The 19,520-nt window shown below is 74.1% G+C and carries 16 protein-coding genes; 11 read left to right on the top strand and 5 right to left on the bottom strand.

Annotated features, from left to right (window positions below; genetic code table 11):
- Nucleotides 1–425: 425 nt before the first annotated feature.
- On the bottom strand, nucleotides 426–863 hold the full coding sequence (locus ACWF9Z_RS17010) for a cytidine deaminase family protein (protein ID WP_453602880.1): 438 nt from the start codon (nucleotides 861–863) through the stop codon (nucleotides 426–428).
- 186 nt (nucleotides 864–1,049) lie between these two features.
- On the opposite strand from ACWF9Z_RS17010, the gene ACWF9Z_RS17005 reads away from it, so the two are divergent.
- The 3 genes from ACWF9Z_RS17005 to ACWF9Z_RS16995 all read left to right on the top strand — a co-directional run bounded on the left by ACWF9Z_RS17005 (nucleotide 1,050) and on the right by ACWF9Z_RS16995 (nucleotide 5,108).
- Complete coding sequence (locus ACWF9Z_RS17005; protein ID WP_453602878.1) at nucleotides 1,050–1,667, top strand: TOPRIM nucleotidyl transferase/hydrolase domain-containing protein; 618 nt, start codon at nucleotides 1,050–1,052, stop codon at nucleotides 1,665–1,667.
- Between the two features lie 284 nt (nucleotides 1,668–1,951).
- Entirely contained in the window at nucleotides 1,952–4,213 is a 2,262-nt protein-coding gene (locus tag ACWF9Z_RS17000; protein WP_453602876.1) for a SpoIIE family protein phosphatase, read from the top strand.
- Between the two features lie 325 nt (nucleotides 4,214–4,538).
- Nucleotides 4,539–5,108: a helix-turn-helix domain-containing protein gene (locus ACWF9Z_RS16995; RefSeq protein ID WP_453602874.1), complete on the top strand. Its 570-nt coding sequence runs from the start codon at nucleotides 4,539–4,541 to the stop codon at nucleotides 5,106–5,108.
- Nucleotides 5,109–5,176: 68 nt separating this feature from the next.
- Here ACWF9Z_RS16995 and ACWF9Z_RS16990 read toward each other — a convergent pair whose 3' ends face one another.
- The 3 genes from ACWF9Z_RS16990 to ACWF9Z_RS16980 all read right to left on the bottom strand — a co-directional run bounded on the left by ACWF9Z_RS16990 (nucleotide 5,177) and on the right by ACWF9Z_RS16980 (nucleotide 7,310).
- Nucleotides 5,177–6,340: an FAD-dependent oxidoreductase gene (locus ACWF9Z_RS16990; RefSeq protein ID WP_453602872.1), complete on the bottom strand. Its 1,164-nt coding sequence runs from the start codon at nucleotides 6,338–6,340 to the stop codon at nucleotides 5,177–5,179.
- Between the two features lie 105 nt (nucleotides 6,341–6,445).
- Nucleotides 6,446–6,862: a VOC family protein gene (locus tag ACWF9Z_RS16985; protein ID WP_453602871.1), complete on the bottom strand. Its 417-nt coding sequence runs from the start codon at nucleotides 6,860–6,862 to the stop codon at nucleotides 6,446–6,448.
- A 10-nt stretch (nucleotides 6,863–6,872) separates the two neighbouring features.
- Nucleotides 6,873–7,310 carry a helix-turn-helix transcriptional regulator gene (locus ACWF9Z_RS16980; protein WP_453602869.1) on the bottom strand — a complete coding sequence of 146 codons (438 nt, stop codon included), beginning with the start codon at nucleotides 7,308–7,310 and terminating at the stop codon, nucleotides 6,873–6,875.
- Nucleotides 7,311–7,520: 210 nt separating this feature from the next.
- Here ACWF9Z_RS16980 and ACWF9Z_RS16975 point away from each other — a divergent pair, with 210 nt between their 5' ends.
- The 5 genes from ACWF9Z_RS16975 to ACWF9Z_RS16955 all read left to right on the top strand — a co-directional run bounded on the left by ACWF9Z_RS16975 (nucleotide 7,521) and on the right by ACWF9Z_RS16955 (nucleotide 14,662).
- A complete protein-coding gene (locus ACWF9Z_RS16975; protein WP_453602867.1) occupies nucleotides 7,521–8,249 on the top strand; it encodes a hypothetical protein in 729 nt (242 codons plus the stop codon).
- Nucleotides 8,250–8,359: 110 nt separating this feature from the next.
- Nucleotides 8,360–9,853, top strand: coding sequence for a hypothetical protein (locus tag ACWF9Z_RS16970; protein ID WP_453602866.1), 1,494 nt, complete (start codon nucleotides 8,360–8,362; stop codon nucleotides 9,851–9,853).
- Between the two features lie 120 nt (nucleotides 9,854–9,973).
- The gene (locus ACWF9Z_RS16965) at nucleotides 9,974–11,284 is read left to right on the top strand and encodes an AAA family ATPase (RefSeq protein WP_453602864.1); all 1,311 of its coding nucleotides are present in this window, start codon (nucleotides 9,974–9,976) and stop codon (nucleotides 11,282–11,284) included.
- Nucleotides 11,281–12,525, top strand: coding sequence for a vWA domain-containing protein (locus ACWF9Z_RS16960; RefSeq protein WP_453602862.1), 1,245 nt, complete (start codon nucleotides 11,281–11,283; stop codon nucleotides 12,523–12,525). The genes ACWF9Z_RS16965 and ACWF9Z_RS16960 overlap by 4 nt, the downstream gene beginning before the upstream one ends.
- 124 nt (nucleotides 12,526–12,649) lie before the next feature.
- Complete coding sequence (locus tag ACWF9Z_RS16955) at nucleotides 12,650–14,662, top strand: prolyl oligopeptidase family serine peptidase (protein ID WP_453602860.1); 2,013 nt, start codon at nucleotides 12,650–12,652, stop codon at nucleotides 14,660–14,662.
- Nucleotides 14,663–14,696: 34 nt separating this feature from the next.
- Here the strand turns inward: ACWF9Z_RS16955 and ACWF9Z_RS16950 are convergent, their stop codons facing one another.
- Complete coding sequence (locus tag ACWF9Z_RS16950; RefSeq protein WP_453602858.1) at nucleotides 14,697–15,803, bottom strand: glycosyl hydrolase family 18 protein; 1,107 nt, start codon at nucleotides 15,801–15,803, stop codon at nucleotides 14,697–14,699.
- A 229-nt stretch (nucleotides 15,804–16,032) separates the two neighbouring features.
- Here ACWF9Z_RS16950 and ACWF9Z_RS16945 point away from each other — a divergent pair, with 229 nt between their 5' ends.
- From ACWF9Z_RS16945 to ACWF9Z_RS16935, 3 genes are all read left to right on the top strand, one after another.
- Nucleotides 16,033–16,422: a hypothetical protein gene (locus ACWF9Z_RS16945; RefSeq protein ID WP_453602856.1), complete on the top strand. Its 390-nt coding sequence runs from the start codon at nucleotides 16,033–16,035 to the stop codon at nucleotides 16,420–16,422.
- A 109-nt stretch (nucleotides 16,423–16,531) separates the two neighbouring features.
- Entirely contained in the window at nucleotides 16,532–17,878 is a 1,347-nt protein-coding gene (locus ACWF9Z_RS16940) for a neocarzinostatin apoprotein domain-containing protein (protein WP_453602855.1), read from the top strand.
- 163 nt (nucleotides 17,879–18,041) lie between these two features.
- A complete protein-coding gene (locus ACWF9Z_RS16935) occupies nucleotides 18,042–19,511 on the top strand; it encodes an Ig-like domain-containing protein (RefSeq protein ID WP_453602853.1) in 1,470 nt (489 codons plus the stop codon).
- Nucleotides 19,512–19,520: the final 9 nt, after the last annotated feature.

Genomic DNA, 19,520 nt, shown 5'->3' with positions numbered 1-19,520 from the left:
AATCTTGATTGTTCCCCTGGGCCAGGTCCCCCGCCCCCCCCCGGGTGGGCGGGGCCACCGGCGGCGGCCCCCCCCCCCCCGGGGGGGGCCCCCCCCCCCCCGCGGGCCCCCCCCCACACCGTTGGCGGGAAAACGCGAGCAGAATCATCGCACCCGGCCGGAGGCGGGCCCCGGCAGCGACTTGTCAGGGAGGCGGCCCGCAGGCCCGCCGACTCAAGCTACCGACATCGCCGCGACAGCCTTCGCCGGACACTCCGCCTCTGCGGGACATCACACGATCAGTGGCTCCCAATCCCACCGGAAATCACGAACCACGCACAAGTGCATCCACGCCACGAACGGCCGAACCATGGTGCCCGCTCCCACCGAAGACCTGGCACCCATACGAACCGACAAAATCAGCCGCCGCTTCCTGTCCGGCGTCGTCAGCTCGTGCCGAGCGGTTCGGCTTCCCCGGCGTCGAGCTGGTGGTCGGCCCAGACGTAGCTTGCGGGGAGCAGGTCGGTGATGGAGACGGTCCGCGTCCCCTCACCGGTCCCGACGATGACCTTCAGGGCCGGGAAGTGGTCGAGAAGGACCTGGCGGCACCGTCCGCAGGGAGGAACGACTCCCCGGTCGCGGTCGCCCACGGCAACGATCGTGTCCAGCTCGTAGGCGCCCTGGGCGGCTGCCGTACCGAGGAGGACCAGCTCGGCGCAGGGACCGCCGGTGAAGTGGTAGGCGTTCACCGCGGTGACGATCCGGCCGTCCTGGGTGCGGGCCGCGGCCGCCATGGTGTGGTTGTCGCCCCGGCAACGCGTGCGCGCGACGTGGGCCGCGGCCTCGATGAGTTCGTGGTCGACGGGGGAAGCCTGCGTGGTCATGTTCTCTGCCTTCTTGAGGTGTCGGGCCACGTTGAACCGCGTGACGGGGGTGCGCAAGCGAGTATGGGTCCGGCTCCGTGGCGAGCCGCGCGGTGGCGGCGCGCACCTCACCAGCGTGCGCGCACGCCCCCGGTGGGGCCTCGAAATTCCGTGCGGTACCGGTCAGCGGACGTACAGACTCGCTCCATGACGGACATCCAGGCATTCCGGGACGCGGTCGGCCACTGGGCGGCCGGTGGTCCGGGCGAACCGGCGAGCGAACTGGCCGCACGACTGGGGCTGCGGACGGCGGTGCTGCTCGAGGGACCGAGTGACTTCGAGGCCGTCGAAGCGCTGGCCGCGCGGCGCGGTCGGGACTTGGCCGCCGAAGGGGTGTGCGTCGTACCGATGGGCGGGGCGATGAGCGTGGGCCGCTACGCCGGTCTTCTCGGGCCACCCGGTCTCGGTCTGCGCCTGAGGGGCCTGTGCGACGAGGGCGAGCAGCGCTTCTACGACCGCGGCCTGGAGCGCGCGCAGGCACCGCGCGAGGGCTTCTTCGTGTGCTTGGCGGACCTGGAGGACGAGCTCATCCGCGCGCTGGGCCCGGCCCGGGTCGAGGAAATCATCGAGGCCGAAGGCGACCTGCGGGCCTGGCAGACCTTGCTGCGCCAGCCCGCACAGCACGGACGGCCCCGGCAGCAGCAGATGCGGCGGTTCCTCGGCACGAAGAAGGGCCGCAAGATCCGCTACGGCCGCCTCCTGGTCGAGGCCCTCGACCCCGGACAGGTACCGGCCCCGCTCGACGGCCTCCTCGCGAGCCTGTGAGCCCGTGAGCCCGTGAGCCCGTGAGCCCGGCCCTCCGGCCACACGCCTGCCCGCTTACCGTTTCGGGCGTATCGTCGCAAAGGTGACGGATGGGTATGGGTGCTGCGTGCGGCGGAAGAGGGTGTCCCTCGGCTGCCCGGACGGATCCGCTGCGAGCCGTCGCGCCTGCCGCGCCCGCCATGCCTGTCGCGCCCACCGTGCCTGTCGCGCGCCGCGCACCGCCGGGGCACGGGCACGGGCACGCGCCCCGGGCCGCCGCTCCTCCGACCGGACGGGGATGCGCGGTGGCCGGCAGGAGTGACGAGTCCGCCCGTGCCGCCGGGCTGCTAGACGAGGCGCTGACCGGCACGGTGCACCGCACCGGGGCCTCCGCCGGGGCCCTGTATCTGCTGGACCAGGTCTCCCGCGTACTCGGCCTCGCGGTGCTGTCCGGAGTACCGGTGGAGGTGGTCTGGCCGTGGCTGCGGGTGCCGCTCACCGCACCGGTCCCCGTCAGCGACGCGGTCCGCGAGGACCGTCTGGTGTGGGTGGGGTCCCAGGACGACCTGGCGCGCGGCTATCCGCGCGCCGCCGCGAGCCTGCCCTACCGGTTCGCGCTCGCCGCGGCCCCGCTCCCGGGCAGGGGCCGGTGCTGGGGGGCGTTGCTCCTGTTGTGGCCCGCCAGCCATCCCGAGCACGCCACCGCGCGCGAGCGGAGCCACATCCGGGCCGCGGCGCGCCGCATCGCCCGCGTCCTGGACGAGGCCGCCTTCGAGCACGCCGTTCCCCGGCGGCCCCGCCTCATCCCGGCCCACGTGGCCTCGCGCCCGCACGGCGCGCCGCCCGCGCAGACCGCCGCGGACTACATCGAGCGCCTTCCCGAAGGGGCCCTCGGCCTGGACCTGGAGGGGCGGATCACCTTCCTGAGCACCGCTGCCGCAGCGCTGCTCGGCGCCGACTCCTCCCGGCTGCTGGGCACCCGACCCTGGCAGTCCTTGCCCTGGCTGGACAACGGGATCGTCGAGGACCACTACCGCACGGCCGTCATCAGCCGCGACCCGGTCGCCTTCACCGCCTTCCGTCCGCCGGACACGCCACTGGGTTTCCAGCTCTATCCGGACTCCAGCGGCATCAGCGTCCGGATCACGCCTGCGGCCGCCCACACGCCCGAACCCGTCCCCGAACCCGCCCCCGAACGCACACCCACACCCGGACCTGATGACGGCGGGCGCGAGCCCGAGACCGGGGCCGAGCCCGAGACCGGGGCCGAGCCCCAGGCCGAGTCCCAGGCCGGACCCGGGCGCGCGACCGCCGGGCCGTCCCCGCTCCCCCGCCCCGCCTCCGCAGGAACCGCCCAGGCCGGACGCCTGTACCAGCTGGTCCACCTGGCGTCCGCCCTGACCGAGACCGTCGCCGTCCATGACGTCGTCGAACTCGTCGCCGACCAGATCCTGCCCGCGTTCGGCGCCGACGGTCTGGTCCTGTCCGCCGCCGACGCGGGGCGCTTGAAGATCACCGGATACCACGGCTACGACCAGGAAACCATCGACCGCCTCGACGGCCTCCCCCTGGACACCGACCTCACCCCCGCCGGGCAGGTGCTCGCCGAAGGCACCCCGTCCTTCTTCGCCAGCCCCGACGAGATGGCCCGCCGCTTCCCCGGCGCGCAGCAGCTCAGCGGCAAAGCGGCCTGGGCCTTCCTCCCCCTGGTCATCTCCGGCCGGCCCGTCGGATGCTGCATCCTCTCCTACGAACGGCCCCGCGACTTCAGCGCCGACGAACGTGCCGTCCTGACCTCCCTGGCGGGGCTCATCGCCCAAGCCCTGGACCGGGCCCGCCTGTACGACGCCACCCGCGACCTGGCCCACGGACTCCAGCAGGCCCTCCTCCCCCGCAGCCTGCCGACCCTGCCGGGGCTGGAGAGCGCCGCCCGCTACCTGCCCGCCAGTCGCGGCCTGGAGATCGGCGGCGACTTCTACGACATCATCCGGATCGACGCCACCACCGCCGCGGCCGTCATCGGCGACGTCCAGGGCCACAACGTCCCGGCCGCCGCCCTCATGGGCCAGGTCCGCACCGCCATCCACGCCACCGCGGGGGCCCCGCCCGGCCAGGTGCTCGCCCGCACCAACCGCGTCCTGGCCGACCTGGAGACCGACCTCCTCGTCTCCTGCCTCTACGCCCACATCGACCTCGCCCGTCACGAGGTGGTGCTGGCCAGTGCCGGCCATCCGCCGGCACTCCTGCACCAGGCCGGCCAGCCGCCCGGCGTCGTGGCGCTCGATCCCGGCCCTCTGCTCGGAGTCGACCCGGGCGTCACGTATCCCGTCACCGTCCTGCCCCTCCTCCCCGGAACGACCCTCGCCCTCTACACCGACGGCCTGGTCGAGAGCCCCGGCACCGACCCCGACCTCATCGCCGACGACCTCGCCCGCCTCCTGGCCGACCACAGCGGGCAGTCCCTCGAGCAGACCATGGACGCCCTCCTCCACCGCGCCCGCCCCAGCGGGCACTACACCGACGACATCGCCATGCTCCTCCTGCGCACCGCCCCGCCGCCGGGGTGACCAGCCGTCCGCGACCGCCGGCGTACGGAGCGGACGTACCGGCGCCCGCGCGCGGGCACGGGCGCGGGCGCGGGCACGGCGACGAGGCCGACGCGCAGCCCGCCGTCAGGACAGGAACGGAAGGCGAAGAACCACGGCGTACGGCTTCGGCCGGGACGACGGGGTGTACACCCACACGCGGTGGACCTTCTGAGCACGGGCACGGCGCAGGCACGGTCAGCCACGGGCCGACGGGGTGCGGGGCGGCGGTCATCCGGTGCGGCCGGCTGGCCGGCCGCACCGGAGGCGCTTGCGACCGGTCATGCCGGTTCAGCAAGATGGGGGCATGGACGAGCTGGACGACGTACTGGCCGGGGTCGGCCCCCGGCTGCGGGAACTGCGCCGCGCACGCGGGATCACCCTGGCCTCCCTGGCGGAGGCCACCGGCATCTCGGAGAGCACGCTCTCCCGGCTGGAGGGCGGCGGACGCAGACCCAACCTGGAGCTGCTGCTCCCCCTCGCCCGCACCTACGGCGTGCCCCTGGACGAGCTCGTCGGCGCCCCGCAAACCGGCGATCCGCGCATCCACCTGCGCCCCGTCCACCGCGGCAGCATGACGTACGTGCCGCTCACCCGCCGCGCCGGGGGGCTGCATGCCCACAAACTCGTCATCGGTCCGAGCACCGCCGAGCCCTCGCTCAAGACGCACGAGGGCTACGAGTGGATCTACGTCCTCAACGGCCGCCTGCGTCTCCTCCTGGGCGCCCGCTCACTCGTCATGGCACCCGGCGAGGTCGCGGAGTTCGACACCCACGTCCCGCACTGGCTCGGCCCCGACGACGACCGGCCGGTGGAACTCCTCATCATCTTCGGACCGCAGGGCGAGCGCGCCCACCTGCGCGCCCGCCCCAAGTGACCCGGGGCCTCGCGCCCCCGGGACCGCCCGCCCCGCCGCCCGCCGCCCGCCGCACCGCCGCACCGCCGCTAAGACATGGCGGGCCCCTCCGAACTCTCAGGACGCTCAGGGCTCTCAGGGCTCCCAGGGCTCTCGGTGCTCTCAGGGCTCCCAGGGCTCTCGGTGCTCTCAGGGCACAGCAGCGATTCGAGGCCGTGCCGGCGCTCGCCCAGGATGCGCGTGCAGACCTCCGCCTCAGTGGCCGGATCGAAGACGTCCTCGGCAGCGGGGCCCGCCGCGACGGCGCGGGCGGCCACGGCCGCGTCGGCATCCGCGTCGACCAGGTCCGCGTTGATCGCCGCGGCGGCCCCCACGCCTGCCGCCTGCGCGGCCGCGAGGCCCGCCGTCGGATCGGTGACGTTGCCCGCCACCCACACCCCGGCCGCCTCGGTCAGCCCGCTCGCGTCCGAGGCCACGTACTCCCCCACTCCCATGGGGTGCTCCACCACGTCCACGCCGAGGCCGGCGAGCAGCTCGCCGCGTGCCACGAAGCGGGGCGCGACCGCCAGTGCCTCCACCGGGACCTGATGGCCCGAGGCCAGCCGGACCGCCGCCAGGCGGTCCTCCGCCACGACCAGACCGGTCACCTCCCCGTCGACCACCGCGATCCCGCGGGCCGCCAGCCGCTCCCACTGTTCTTCGGTCGGGTCGTCCCCGGTGTGCAGGAACAACGTCACCCGCGGCGACCACTGCCGGAACAGCAGCGCCTGGTGAACGGAGACCGGACTGCCGCCGAGCACTCCCAGCGGCGCGTCGCGGACCTCCCAGCCGTGGCAGTACGGGCAGTGCAGCACGTCGCGCCCCCAGCGCTCGCGCAGGCCCGGAACCGGCGGCAGTTCGTCGACGAGGCCCGTCGTCACCAGCAGGCGCCGCGCCCGGAACGTGCGGCCGTTCTCGGTCCGGACGACGAATCCTCCCTCCGCCCGCAGCACGGAGACCGCCCGTCCGGGGACGATCCGCCCGCCGTACGCGACGGTCTCCTCCCGGCCGAGGCGCAGCAGCTCGAGCGGCGCGATGCCGTCCCGGGACAGCAGGCCGTGCGCGGCTTCGGCGGGCGCGTTGCGCGGGTGCCCGGAGTCGATGACGAGTACGGAGCGGCGGGCCCGCGCCAAGGTGACCGCGCCGGAAAGCCCGGCCACGCCCCCTCCCACCACCAGGACGTCGAGTTCCTCGGAATCGTGCTGTTCAGTCATGCGCACACCTTGCGCGCCCCTGAGCGAGGGAGGCCATCCATCATGCCGATCCGGCAAGAGCGGGGACCAGCCGACGGCCCCCGCCCCCTCCGGTCGTACGTGGGGTCAGCTCGTACGGGGCTGGTTGAAGCGGAGCATGTTGCCGGCCGGGTCGCGGAAGGCGCAGTCACGGACGCCGTACGGCTGGTCGACCGGCTCCTGCAGCACGTCGGCGCCGGTCGCCCGGATGCGCTCGAAGGTGGCGTCGACGTCGTCGGTCGAGAAGATCACGCCGCGCAGTACGCCCTTGGCCAGCAGTTCCGCCATGGCCTGCCGGTCGGCCGGCGAGGCGTTGGGGTCGGCGAGCGGCGGCTCCAGGACGATCTCCACGTCGGGCTGCTCGGGCGACCCGACGGTCACCCAGCGCATCCCCTCGAAGGCGACGTCGTTGCGGACCTCCATGCCGAGGGCATCGCGGTAGAAGGCGAGCGCCTTGTCATGGTCGTCGACGGCGATGAAACACTGCGAAAGCTTGATGGTCATGTCTTCGAACCTACGGCGCGGCGGCGGTTTCCGCTTCTCCGATCCTGCGCGGCCCTCCGTTGCGCACCGGCCGCGTGAGGATCTTGGCCACGCACGCCGGGATGGCGGCGCCCGCCTCGTGGCGGCGGGCCCGGTAGGCGCTGGGGGTCTCGCCGACCAGTTCGGTGAAGCGCGAGCTGAACGACCCGAGCGAGGTGCATCCGACCGCGAAGCAGACCTCGGTCACACTCATGTCTCCCCGGCGCAGCAGTGCCTTCGCCCGTTCGACGCGGCGGGTCATGAGGTAGCTGTACGGAGTCTCGCCGAAGGCCGCGCGGAAGCTGCGGGAGAAGTGGCCGGGCGACATGAAGGCGACGCCCGCCAGAGCCGGAACGTCCAACGGCCGCGCGTAGTCGCGGTCCATCACGTCGCGGGCGCGGCGCAGCCGTACCAGGTCCTCGAGTGTCACGTTCCCAGCATCTCACGGCAGCGGACGCGGGCCGGGTGCCGGCCGGGGTGCCGGCCGGGCGTCTGCCGGGACGCCGGGGCGGGGCCGGCACGTGCGTCACGTCCCGGCCCTGCCCCGCCCTCCCGGCTCGACCGGAGGCCGCCCGCGAGGAGCGGACCGGGCCCGTGTGACCATGGCCCCTTTGGCACATCCGCACCTCATGGGGGGACCATGCGCACCCGCACCACCACCGTGTCGACCTGCCTCGCGGCCGCGCTCGCCGCGTCGCTCGTCCTGGCCGGCTGCTCCACGTCCGAAGGGAGCCCGCACCGCGGCGGGACGAGCGCCGCCGCTCCCCCGCCGGCCGCTCCCTCCACGCCCGCGCCCGGCGCAGGTTCCGGGTACGAGGGCCCCCGGCCGCAGGACCAGAACCTGCTGGCCTGGACCGGCGACCCCAATGACGCGGGGCACGTCACCGCCCAGTCCGCCGCCGGGGTGGCGGGACGCGTCACCCTGGTGCGGATCGTGCTGCGCGAGCAGACGCCCTGGGCCAACATCTGGCTGGGGCTGGCCGGCATCGACCCGAGCGCCCAACTGTCCCACTGCTACCTCGGCGTGTACGGCGCGGACGGCGCCCTGCTGGCGTCCACCGCGGACATCTCGCCGCAGCTGATGACCGACGCGATCGCCAAGCCGCTGCCCCTCGCCAAGCCGTTCACCGCCGCCCCCGGAACCTACTTCGTCGCCCTGCTGCTCAACGGCAACTGGGCCACCAACGCCCTCACCTTCAAGTCGACGGGGGCCGGCATCTCGGTGAACGCGGGACTGACCCCGCCGAACCTCCGCTACAGCACCGTCCTGACCGGCCAGACCTCCCTGCCCGCCACGTTGAACCTCGCCGAGCAGTCCACCAGCACGATCAACACCGGCTGGGCCAGCCAGTGGTACGCGATCTCCTGACGTAGGCGCGGATATCGCTGGCGGGGTCCGGTGGGGATGGGTACTCTCACCGCGATGACTACCTCCCGCACTCAGAGATCGGGGGTCCCGTCCGCGCAAGGTGAGTGCTGATGCTCACTCAGATCGCGTACGGAGACTCCAGCCCCTCCAGCAGTTCCCCTCCTGCTCCTCGTCCTTCCCGGCTCTCCTTCTGGCTGCGCGTGCGCGAGTTCGCCGTGCCGCCCTCCATGATCGGGACCGCGACCGCCCGCCGTTCCGCGGGCGACTGGGCGGGGGCCTGCGCCGCCGCCGGCGTCGACGTCGATTTCGACCTGCGTTCCGTGGCACGCGCCCATGGCCGGGAGCTCGCGGTCCGGATCCGGTCCGACCTGCGTCACCTGGCTCCCGACCTGTTGCGCTGGCACATGCCGAGGATCGCTCCCAACGGGCTCCTGCGCCCGGGGCTGACCGTCGTCCTGGCCCGGTACGACGGGGCGGAGCGCGGCGAGGACCGCGAACGCGGCCCCGCCGTGCACCTCGTGGCCCGGACCCCTCCCGCCTGGGCGGACGCCGGTCAGCGGATCAGCCTCGCGCTGTGGGACGGATCCCCCGACGCGTCCGCCGCGCGCCGCCATCCGCACGACCGCCCGAGCCGGCGGTTCCGTCTCGACCTGCACCGGCACCTGTGGGACGCGCGCAGGAGCGGTGAGCTCGGCCTACGGTCCGGGGCCGGTCCGCTGCCCCCCGGATGCCGTCCCGTGGCGGAACCGGATCCGGAGTCGGGTCCGGTATCGGATCCGCACGGGCTGGTGCCGCCAGGGCGCCACTGCGCCGTCGACCGGTGGGCGGAGGAAGCGGGGATCCTGCTCCGCGCCGAGGGCCGCGCCACCGCTGACGGCGCCGGAGCCGTCGCCGTACGGCTCGGGGCGCGGCAGCGCTTCGACCTGCACCTGGTCCCGGACCCCGACGGCCTCGGGCCGCCCGTAGCGCGCATCGCGCCCGCCTCCGACGGCGGCGCCTCCCCGGCCCTGCTCCTCCTGCCCGACGCGGCGACCTGGGTGCTGCCCGACCTCGACCTGCTCCGCACCGGGCTGATCGGGGCCGACCGGCTGCACCCGCTGGTCGCCTCGGCCCTGGTACCGGACGGCGCGACGGCCGTTTCGCCACGCACCGGGCAGGAGCGGCCGGGAGAGGCACACGTCGTGGAATGCCGCGGAGCACGGCACCGCATCGGGCTGCGCGACGGGGTACTGGTCCCGCTCGACCACGACCCCGACGAGATCCGGCGGGAAGAGCTGCTCGCCGCGCTGACCGGGACTCCGCTCCCCTGCCTGCGGGCCATCGATCAGGCGCACCGGGAGCCGCACTGCCTCACGGGCGTCCGCGAACGCCTCGATCACGGAGACACCGCCGGTGCGCTGGCCGTCGTGGAGGGGCTGCTCGGCCCCGGCGCGGTGCTGCGCAGCGGCGCCCTGCTGGACGAGCTGGAGGCGGCCGCGCAGCGGCGGATCGTCTACGGGCTGTTCAGAGCGGGCCTGGCCGAACCAGGACGCCGCCGCACGGGCGCGGGACAGCGCCGTCCCCGGAACCACCGTTCGCACCCGCGGCACACCACCGGCCGCTGACCGGTACCGCGTTCTCCGCCACCCGCGTTCTCCGCGTTGCCATGCCCACTCGTCCTCGCACCATCCGCCGCGCCCGTTCGGCGCCGCACCCACCCACCACGAACCGAAAGGTGATCACATATGACCGCACAGGCCCCGGTCCGCACCCCTGCCTCCGCCACCTCGCACACCCCCCAAATCCCCGACACCCCCCACGCCTCCCACACCTCCCAGGCCCCCCACGCCCCCCAGCTCGACGTCGCCGGCGATCTGCTCGCCCTGCTGCGTGAGACGACCACCGAACCGCGCGCCGACACACAGCTGGAGGCGCTGACCCTGGCCGTGGCCGCCGACCTGCCGGTCCTGCTGTGGGGCGAACCGGGCATCGGCAAGACCGCCGCCCTGACCCAGCTCGCCGCGTCCCTGGACCTTCCGCTGACCACGGTGATCGCCAGCGTGCACGAGCCGTCCGACTTCTCGGGCCTGCCCGTCGTCGGGGACGATCCCGCGGTACAGGGCGTCCCGATGGCCCCGCCGGACTGGGCGGTGCGCCTGGTACGGGCCGGCCGGGGGCTGCTGTTCCTCGACGAACTGTCCACCGCTCCACCGGCCGTTCAGGCGGCGCTGCTCCGCCTCGTCCTCGAACGGCGGGTCGGCTCCCTGCGCCTGCCGCCCGAGGTCCGGATCGTCGCGGCCGCCAATCCGCGGTCCTCCGCGGCCGACGGCTGGGAGCTGAGCCCGCCCCTGGCCAACCGGTTCGTCCACCTCCAGTGGATCCACGACCACGAGGTCGTCGTACGCGGCCTCGGCGGCACCTGGCCCCGGGCCACCCTGCCGCGCCTGGACCCTGAACGGCTGTCGGGTGCCGTGGACTTCGCGCGCCGCGCGGTGTGCGGCCTGCTCTCCGCCCGACCGGGGCTCGTGCACCGGCTGCCCACGGGCGAAACCCGGCGGGGCGGGCCCTGGCCGTCGCCGCGGAGCTGGGAGATGACGCTGCGCCTGATCGCCTTCGCCACGGCGGCCGGCTCCTCCCGGGAGGTGCTCTCGCTCCTGGTCAGGGGAACGGTCGGGGACGGTCCGGGGCTGGAGCTGCTGGCCGGCCTGGACCGGATGGACCTCCCGGACCCGGAGGCGCTCCTCGCCGATCCGGCGGGAGCCCCGCTGCCCGAGCGGGGGGATCTGCGCCAGGCCGTGCTCGACGGTGTGGTGGCCGCGGTGCGCAACCGCCCGGAGAAGGCACGGTGGGACGCGGCCTGGGCGCTCCTGGTCCGGGCGCTGGAGACGGGAGCCCCGGACCTGGTGGTCGTCCCCGCGACGACGCTCGCCACGCTGCGGCGCGAGGAATGGGACGTTCCGGCCTCGATCGAGCGACTCGCCGGAGCGGTCTCCGTGTCGCGGCGGGCGGACCGCGCGACGGCCCGGGTCATGGCGAAGACGAAGGACTGCCGATGAGCGGGGACCCGGCGGGGATCCCCCTGGACCGCGACAAGCTCTTCGCCGCGCGGCTGCAGGCCGCCCGGGTCCGCCCCTATCTGGCGACGGCCCTGTTCGCCCTGCACGTCGTGGAGTCGCGGCGGGTGCCGACGATGGCCGTCGACCGGAACTGGCGCTGCTACGTCTCGCCCGCGTTCGTGGACCGGACACCGCTGGAGGAACTGGCCGGGGTCTGGGTGCACGAGGTCTCGCACCTGCTGCGCGACCACCACGGGCGCAGTGACCGGGTCGCCCGCGAACGCGGGCTGACCGGCCCGGGAGAACGGCTGCGGATGAACATCGCGGCGGACTGCGAGATCAACGACGACGTGTACGGGGAAGGGCTGCTCCCACCCGCAGGCGCCCTCCAGCCGCACTCCTTGGGACTGTCCGGCGGCCAGCTGATGGAGGACTACCTGCGCCAGTTCCGGCTCGGTCCGCGCACGCAGCACCTGGCGTGGCTGGACTGCGGCAGCGGCGCCGACGGGCTGGAAAGGGAGTGGGACCTGGGGCCGGACGGGGCGCACGGTCTCAGCGAGCAGGAACGGGACGCGGTCCGGTTCCGGGTGGCCCAGGGCATCACGGGCCGGCCGGGGGACGCTCCGCAGGGGTGGAAGCGCTGGGCGAAGGAGGCGTTCCACCCGCCGCAGGAGTGGCGGGAGCTGCTGGGGGCGGCGGTCCGTTCGGCGACCTCCGGCCCCGGCGCGGGCGCGGACTACACCTACGGCCGGCCCTCGCGGCGCTCGGCCGGGCTCCCCGGTGTCGTGCTGCCGAGCCTGCGGCACCGGCCGCCCCGGGTCTGCGTGATCATCGACACGTCGGCCTCGGTCAGCGACTCCGAACTGGGCAGTGCGCTCCAGGAGGTCGCGGCGATCTCCCGCGCCGTGGGCGGCCGCCGCGACCTGGTCCGCGTACTGTCGTGCGACGCGTCGGCCGGGACCGTGCACCAGCTGTGCCGCGCCGAGGGGATACCCCTGGTGGGCGGCGGGGGTACGGACCTGCGCACGGGCTTCGCCAAGGCGCTCCGTACGCAGCCCCGACCGGATGTCGTCGTGGTGCTGACGGACGGGCAGACGCCCTGGCCGAGCGCCCGGCCGTCGTGCCGGACGGTGGTGGGCCTGTTCGCCCGGCAGCGGCAGGATCCGTACGAGGACGAGGACGGTCCCGTCTACGTCCCGGACACGCCGCCCGCGTGGGCCCGCGTGGTGTCCATCGGCTAGTGCCGCGTCGGTCGACGTTGTGTGCGACGGGGCGAACGTGCCTGGCGGGGCATCAGGGGCACGGGGCGGGGGAAGTGCGGGCGAACGGCTCCCCTGGGGCCGACCCGCTCGGCACACTGGGGGCATGATCGATCCTGACCCCGGCCTGTGGCTGGAAGACCTGCACGGTGAGGATGCGCTCGCCTGGGTGCGGGAGCGCAATGCCGAGACCGCCGAGCGGCTCACGACGGCGCCCGGATTCGCGGCGCTGGCGGCGGAGTTGCGGGAGGCCCTGGACGACGCGGGGCGGATTCCCCACGTCCGGCGGCGCGGAAGGCACCTCTACAACTTCTGGCAGGACGCCGCACACGTCCGGGGCGTCTGGCGCCGGACGACCCTGGAGGAGTACCGCCGTGACCGGCCGTCCTGGGAGACGGTGCTGGACCTCGACGCCCTGGCCTCGGCGGAGGGCGAGGAGTGGGTGTGGGCCGGGGCCGAGGTGCTGCGTCCCGGGCACCGCCACGCCCTGGTGCTGCTCTCCCGTGCCGGGTCCGACGCCGTGACGGTGCGCGAGTTCGACCTGGAGACCCTGCGGTTCGTCGAGGGCGGGTTCCAGGTGGCCGAGGCCAAGACCAGCATCGGCTGGATCGACGCCGACCACGTCTACATCGGCGCCGACCTCGGCCCCCGCTCGCTCACCGCCTCCGGCTACCCGCGGACCGTACGGCGCTGGCGGCGCGGCACCCCGCTCGCCGACGCCGAACTCGTCTTCGAGGCGGCGTCCGAGGACCTGTCCGTGAGTGGCTGGCACGATCCTTCCGAGGGCTACGACCGGCATTTCGTCTCCTTGCAACGGGACTTCTGGCACAGCGAGTTGTTCCTCCTCGCGGACGGGGACCGGCCGGTGAAGGTGGACGTGCCGGACGACGCCGAGACGTACGTGCACCGGCAATGGCTGATGGTCGTCCCGAAGACGCCCTGGGCGGGCCATCCGGCGGGTTCCCTGCTGGCCTTCGACTTCGATTCCTACCTCGGCGGGGAGCGCGAGCCGGCCGCGGTGCTCTTCACCCCGGACGCGGCGACCGCGCTCGCGGGGCACCACTGGACCCGCAACCACCTGATCGTGAAGAGCCTCCACCACGTCACGACCCGCGTCGAGGTGCTCACCCCCGCCGACGGCCCCTGGGCCCGCCGCCCCCTCGCGGAGGTACCGGAGCTGGCCACCGCCACGGTCCACGGAACCGATCCCCACGAGAGCGACGAGTACTTCCTTGGCGTCTGCGGATTCGTCCAGCCGCCCACCCTGTTCCGGGGCGAGGCCGGCGGATCCGCCGAGGCGGTCAAACGGGCCTCCGCCCTCTTCGACACCGAAGGCCTGTCCGTACGGCAGCACTTCGCGACCTCGGCGGACGGCACCCGCGTCCCGTTCTTCGTGGTCGGCCCCGACCGGGACGCGCCGGGGCCGACGCTGCTGTACGGGTACGGCGGGTTCGAGGTCACCCTGACCCCGGGCTACGACGCGGTCACCGGGCGGGCCTGGCTCGCACGCGGCGGCACGTACGTCGTCGCGGGCATCCGCGGCGGCGGGGAGTACGGCCCCGGCTGGCACCACGCCGCCCTCAAGGCGGACCGGGAACGTGCCTTCGAGGACTTCGCCGCCGTCGCCAGGCACCTCGTCGACCTCAAGATCACCACCCCCGGTCTGCTCGGCATCGAAGGGCGCAGCAACGGCGGCCTGCTCATGGGCGCGATGACCGTCCGCTACCCCCACCTCTTCGGGGCCGTCGTCATCGGCTTCCCGCTCCTGGACCTCATGCGCTTCCACCTGCTGCTCGCGGGGGCGTCCTGGACCGCGGAGTACGGCGACCCGGAGGATCCGGCCGACCGTCCGCACCTCGAAGCCCTGTCCCCGTACCACGGGTTCCGGGCCGACCACGCCTACCCGCCGATCCTCATCATCACCGCGACCAGCGACGACCGCGTCCATCCCGGTCACGCCCGCAAGGCGGCCGCCCGGCTCAGGGAGCTGGGGCACCGGGTCCTGTTCCACGAAACCACCGCCGGAGGCCACGCCGGCTCCGCCGACAACGAGCAGGCCGCCCGGGTCGAGGCGCTCACCCACACCTTCCTGTGGCAGCACCTGCGCGAGGACGCCTGAGGCGAGGGCCGGGTGGGGTCCGCCCCGGCGGGCCTCACCCGGCCAGCGTGTCCCACAGCTCGGGCTCCTCGAAGCCGAGGGCCCACAGGCCGGTGCCCCGGACCCCGTAGCGGGCCAGGACGGCCAGGTGCGTGGCCGCGCCCTTCGCGTCCTGGTACCAGACCTGGTGCTCGTCCCCGTCGTCGTCCGTGTACGCGAAGTGCGGGGTTCCGGAGACCCGGTCGAGGGCGTAGTCGGCGCCGACCTCGGCCCGGAGGTCCTCGGCCTCCAGCGACGTGACGTGCTCGGCCCGGGCCCCGGAGCCCACCGTCCAGTTCCAGCCGTAGGCCGGGAGCGCCACCTCGAGCTTGTCACGGGCGACGTGCGCGGTGGCGTAGGACAGGAACTCCTCGTACCAGCCGGTCGACGACAGGGGGCCGGGTTCTTCGAGGGCGTTGTGGAGGTTGTAGCCCATGATGCGCAGCCGGTCGGCGACGGAGCCCAGGTGCGCGTAGTCGAAGGCCTGGCCGGAGTCCTCGGTGCGGGGCATGACCGTGATGACGCAGCTCTTGCCCCGGTGGTGCAGCCGTGTACAGAGTTCGCCGGTCAGCGCGTTGTAGCCGGTACGGATCCGTTCGCGCAGAGCGGGGTCGCCCGTCTCGGTCATCACCTCGTAGTCCAGGTCGAGGCCGTCGTACGAGCGGCTTTCGGCGACGCGGACGAGGGCGTCGACGTGCGCGGTGCGGCGTGCCGGGTCGTTCATCAGGTCCGCCATGGCGGGGGCGCGCAGGCTCTCGGTGACGGTGGGGACCACTTTGAGGCCCTTGGCGTGGAGGCCGTCGATGATGCGGCGGTCGCCCGCGCCGCTCTCGCCGGCGACCTTGGTCGTGGAGGTGGTCGCGTACCAGAACGGGCTGACCGTGTGGAGCTGGCCGGCGTGGGCGAGGGCGTCCCGGTAGCCCACCTCGATGTTCCACCAGGGGAGCCAGGCGGAGACGCTGCGGGCCGGGGCTGCCGGGGCTGCCGGGGCGGCGGGGGCCGCGGGGGCGCGTACGGGGGCCGCGCGGGCCACGTCGGCGGGTACGGGCGCGGGCGCCGGGGCGGCTGCCGTCAGGGTGAGCGTGGCGGTCGCCGCGAGGGCGGCGAGGAGCGCGGTCTTCATGCCCCTGACCCTGGCGTCCGGCGGGGCGCACCGGGCGAAGGCGCGTCGGGCAGACGAGTGGCGTCGATTGCCGCCGCGGGGCCGTGAACGGCCGCCGGAGATGCTGTTCTTTATCGGCCCGGAGGTTAATACGTTCTCATCATGACAGGTCAGACGGCCTTTTTGTAGGACGGAGGGCACACTCGATTTCCCTTGTTCCGGGCGCTGTTGGAAATTGAGAATCAGCGTCATGAATTCCTCTCCACACCTCAGTCATGACATGGTCCTGCGCGCACGAGTGGCTCTTCTCGGTTCGGGAACGCTGCCGGTCGAAGAGGAAGTCGCGGCCTACCGGGTTCTGGTCCACGTGAGTCCGCTCGCCTATCTGCCCCGCCTCGCGGTGGCCCTCTGGGAGTACAGCCGTCATTTCGCGGGCCAGCCCCGGACGGTGCTCGCCCTGCACGTCGAGTCCGTCGAGGCCGCGCGCCGCATGTGCGCCATGGAGCCAGGGCGGGCCGACCTCCTGGTCGCCGCGCTGCTCGCCCACCGGGAGCAGCTGCTCCTCCTGAACCTCACCGCGGACGTGGCGGCGGTGGACGCGGAGATCGCCCGCGCCGAGGGGTCACCGCCGCGGACGTGATCCGGTGCCGGCCGCTGGTCCGTGGCCGAAAACGCGTGCTGGCCGGGGGCGTCGCGCGACGTGAAAATGCCCTCGGCCGGCCGGGTGGGCCGCGAGGACGGGGGAACCGATGACGTCAGGGCGGACTGGACCGCGGGGCGGTCGGGCCGGGGTGCTGGCGCGGGGCGCGGTCACGTTGGCGCTCGCCTGCACCGGGCTCGCCGCCGGGCCGGGGCCGGTGGCGGCGCAGGCGGCCGCCGGGCGCGCCGGGGCCGTGTGCGGTGCGGATGCCACCGCGACGGGGACGGCGAGCCGGGCGGTGCCCGGGAGCCTGGTGTCCGTGGACCGCGGTGACGGGCGGATCAGCCAGGTGCAGCTCTTCTACGACGGGACGGCCGACGACGGGACGGCCGACGGCGGTCCGTCCTTCGTCTGGCATCGCGAACAGGAGGCCCCGGCCTCCGCGTTCGGGCCGTGGCAGCGGGTGAGCGGGGCGGGCGCGCGTCCCGGGGGCCGCCGCTCCATCGGCGCGGCCGAGAACGCCGCGGGCGGCCTGGAGGTGCTGTTCGCCGGGGACGGCTCGTACTGCCGCACCGTCGAGAACGGCGGGGCCCACGGCGGTTGGAGCACCCCCGAAGCCGTCGGACCGGACCGGTCCGGGGAACGGATCGGGCCGAACCCGGTGGAGGAGCTCCCCGACGGGAGGCTCCGACGGACGCCGCGCGGGACGGACGGGGCCGGCGCGGCGGGCCGTCCGGCGGCACTCGCCGCGTCCGGCAGCGGTCCGCGGCTGGACGTCGGACGGACCACGGGACTGCTGGACGGCGACATCGTCACGTTCGGGATCGCGGGCGGCCCGCCCAAGGCGTACGTCTGGGTCAAGCAGTGCGGCCCCCAGGCCTCGGCGACCACGTGCGACGATGCGACCGGCCGCCAGTTCCGCGTGCAGCCGGACGGTACCCACCCGCTCTCACCGAAGAAGCTGTACGCCCAACTGGACACGCCCGCAGGGAAGTTCGACTGCCGTACGGCTTCGGACGGGAGCCCGTGCTCGCTGGCCCTCACCGACAACGAAGGCACCGTCCTCGCCACGGTCGCGCTGCGCTTCCGGCCGGACGGCCGGCCCGAGGCCCCGCCCACCCTGCGCGTGAGCCCGGACAGGGGCCTGGTGGACGGCCGGACCGTACGCGCGAGGGGCCGGGGCTTCGAGCCTCGGTACCACGCCCTGGTCATGGAGTGCGCGGCCGGATCCGCCGACACCCTCGGCTGCCGCCCCCGTGGCCGGCCGCCGGCGAGCGACGACGACGGACGCGTCGACGAGGAGATCACCGTCTCGGCGACGTTCACCGGCATCGACGGCCGGACCGTCGACTGCCGCGTCCGGGGTGCCTGCGAACTGGTGGTCTTCGGCATCCGGGTCCGCGGCCCGGAATCGGTCCGCCACCCCCTGGAATTCGCTCCGGCGGCGCCCTCCTGAGTCCTGCCGCCCGGCGGGCCGGGGGCACCGGTGCGGCCGGTTGTGCTCCGTACGAGTTCTCTTCGGCGCTCGTTCGGCCCCATCGGCCGAGTTCATGATCATCGGCATGCCCGGAAATCGTTTTGATGCTGCCGTCCGGCCGTGGGTGAACTGGGAGGGCTGCGTGGAGCAGATGCCGTCGACGAAGCGAGCACGACTGCGGCGACAGGGCAGGACCTGGACCGCCGCCGGGGTGGCGGCGGGGGCGCTGCTCGTCGTCTCCGCAGCGCCCCCGACCGACGGGGGGCGACCGCCGGGCACCGACCCGACGGCCTCCGTGGAGCTGCTGGTCGGCCGAGTGGTCGACAAGGGTGCACAGCGGTGCGCGGTGGAGGCCTTCCGGGCCCAGCTGTGCGGCGGGCTGGAGCAGCGGCTGGTGCGGGCCACCGCGCGCGGCGCCGGCTCGGTGGTGCGCGACGCCTCCTCCCGCGGTGCGGCCTGGACGGCCGCGCACACGGTCCTGCTGCCCACCGATGCCTCCAGTCCCCTGGCCCTCACCCTCGCCGGGCCGGGCCTCCTCACGTACGTCACCGTCCACGACGGGCACGGGCGCTACGTGGGCGGCGAGCTGGGAGCCAAGGGGCACCGCTGGGCCAACACCGAACCGCTGCGGGCCGGCGAGTCGTACACCGTCCGGGTCGGCGCCCAGGACGCGGCGGGCACACCGGTCGGTGTGACCATGGCGTTCCGCACCGCTCCCCCGACGCAGGACGGCAGGCTGACCGCCGAGTTCGGTCCGAAGCCCGGTACGTACGGCGCCGGGCAGATCGTCACCGCCTCCCTCAGCCACCCCGTACCCGCCACCGACCCGGCCGCGCGGGCCCGGGTCGAGCGGGCGCTGCAGGTCACTTCGGAGCCGAAGGTCGAAGGGGCCTGGCACTGGGTCGACGACTCGTCGCTCCACTACCGGCCGCGTACGTACTGGCCGGCCCACGCCGACGTGCGCGTACTGAGCGGCCTCGACGGGGTCGAGGTGGGAGAAGGGGAGTACGGCGGGCCCTCGGAGTCCCTGCGGTTCACCGTCGGGGAGCGGATCGAGGCGATCACCGACGCCGCCACCCACGAGATGACGGTACGGCGCAACGGCAAGGTCGTCCGGACGATTCCGGTGACCACCGGAAAGGCCGGTTTCCTCACGCGCAGCGGGGTCAAGGTCGTCCTGGGCAAGGAGTACAAGGTCCGGATGCGCGGGGACACCGTGGGGATCAAGCGCGGCACGAGCGAGTTCTACGACCTGCCCGTCTTCTACGCGACCCGTGTGACGTGGAGCGGGGAGTACGTGCACGCCGCGCCCTGGTCGGTCGAGGCGCAGGGCGAGGAGAACGTCAGCCACGGCTGCACGGGCATGAGCACGGCCGACGCGGCCTGGTTCTTCGACACGGTGCACGAGGGCGACGTGGTGGAGGTCCTGAACAGCGGCGGCGAGCGGATGGCCCCGTTCGACAACGGCTTCGGGGACTGGAACCTGGACTGGGCGACGTGGCGGGCGGGCAGCGCCCTGGGCACCGCGGCCGAGTCCCCGCTCGCGTCACCGGCTCCCTCCGCGGCGACCGCCTCGGCACACGGACCGTCCCGCCTGCATCCCCTCACGTAGGGGCGCGGG

Source organism: Streptomyces sp. NPDC054961, assembly GCF_053609145.1.
Note: the sequence above shows the minus strand (reverse complement) of the source record. Positions and strands in the feature narration are given on the sequence as shown.

Bases quoted from the DNA above. Each gene is read 5' to 3' on its own strand.
- ACWF9Z_RS17010 (WP_453602880.1), bottom strand. From the start codon at position 863: ATGACCACGCAGGCTTCCCCCGTCGACCACGAACTCATCGAGGCCGCG.
- ACWF9Z_RS17005 (WP_453602878.1), top strand. From the start codon at position 1,050: ATGACGGACATCCAGGCATTCCGGGACGCGGTCGGCCACTGGGCGGCC.
- ACWF9Z_RS16995 (WP_453602874.1), top strand. From the start codon at position 4,539: ATGGACGAGCTGGACGACGTACTGGCCGGGGTCGGCCCCCGGCTGCGG.
- ACWF9Z_RS16990 (WP_453602872.1), bottom strand. From the start codon at position 6,340: ATGACTGAACAGCACGATTCCGAGGAACTCGACGTCCTGGTGGTGGGA.
- ACWF9Z_RS16985 (WP_453602871.1), bottom strand. From the start codon at position 6,862: ATGACCATCAAGCTTTCGCAGTGTTTCATCGCCGTCGACGACCATGAC.
- ACWF9Z_RS16975 (WP_453602867.1), top strand. From the start codon at position 7,521: ATGCGCACCCGCACCACCACCGTGTCGACCTGCCTCGCGGCCGCGCTC.
- ACWF9Z_RS16970 (WP_453602866.1), top strand. From the start codon at position 8,360: ATGCTCACTCAGATCGCGTACGGAGACTCCAGCCCCTCCAGCAGTTCC.
- ACWF9Z_RS16965 (WP_453602864.1), top strand. From the start codon at position 9,974: ATGACCGCACAGGCCCCGGTCCGCACCCCTGCCTCCGCCACCTCGCAC.
- ACWF9Z_RS16960 (WP_453602862.1), top strand. From the start codon at position 11,281: ATGAGCGGGGACCCGGCGGGGATCCCCCTGGACCGCGACAAGCTCTTC.
- ACWF9Z_RS16955 (WP_453602860.1), top strand. From the start codon at position 12,650: ATGATCGATCCTGACCCCGGCCTGTGGCTGGAAGACCTGCACGGTGAG.
- ACWF9Z_RS16950 (WP_453602858.1), bottom strand. From the start codon at position 15,803: ATGAAGACCGCGCTCCTCGCCGCCCTCGCGGCGACCGCCACGCTCACC.
- ACWF9Z_RS16945 (WP_453602856.1), top strand. From the start codon at position 16,033: ATGAATTCCTCTCCACACCTCAGTCATGACATGGTCCTGCGCGCACGA.
- ACWF9Z_RS16940 (WP_453602855.1), top strand. From the start codon at position 16,532: ATGACGTCAGGGCGGACTGGACCGCGGGGCGGTCGGGCCGGGGTGCTG.